The organism is Sphingobium sp. (assembly GCF_041987595.1).
GTDB lineage: Bacteria > Pseudomonadota > Alphaproteobacteria > Sphingomonadales > Sphingomonadaceae > Sphingobium.
On sequence record NZ_JBHIWJ010000257.1, the window covers coordinates 1 to 514 of the forward strand.

General features: G+C 64.8%; 1 protein-coding gene. It reads right to left on the reverse strand.

Going from position 1 to position 514, the window contains the following annotated elements:
• On the reverse strand, window positions 1–387 hold a 387-nt coding region (locus tag ACFC3J_RS23050), incomplete at its 3' end, for an ATP-binding cassette domain-containing protein (RefSeq protein WP_375198225.1).
• Between the last annotated feature and the right edge of the window lie 127 nt (window positions 388–514).

The window sequence follows — 514 nt, forward strand, 5'->3', positions numbered from 1 at the left end:
CAGACGCGTCTCCAGCGTCCAGTCCGCCTCGGCCAGATCGTCAGCCGTTCCCTGCCCCTCCAAAACCCTCGCCAAAACAGCCAGCGCCGCGCCGACGCCCAGGGTTTGAGCGACGGTTTCATCTGGTGTCGGCTCATAGCGCTGGTCCAGCACGCCGATCGTGCCGGTTCGCGCGACTGCCCCCTCAGCCGGCGCGGCTTCGCCCGAGATCAGGCGCAGCAGCGTGGTCTTGCCCGCGCCATTGCGACCGACGACGCCGGTGCGCTCAGGCCCGAACGTCAGGCTCAGATTGTCGAAAAGAGTGGCGCCGTCCGGCGTCCTAGCGGCGACCTTGTCGAGTGTCGCGAGTGCGGACGGGGACGCGTTTCGGCTTGGGCTGATTGGCATTGAGGAACACGAGCAGCATGGCGGACAGGGCGGAACCGGTGGCCAATGCGATGATCATGATCGTCATACCTTCTGCAAAACGCGTCAGAAAAAGGAGGATGGGTCGTAATCCCGCAATGCGCAAGTC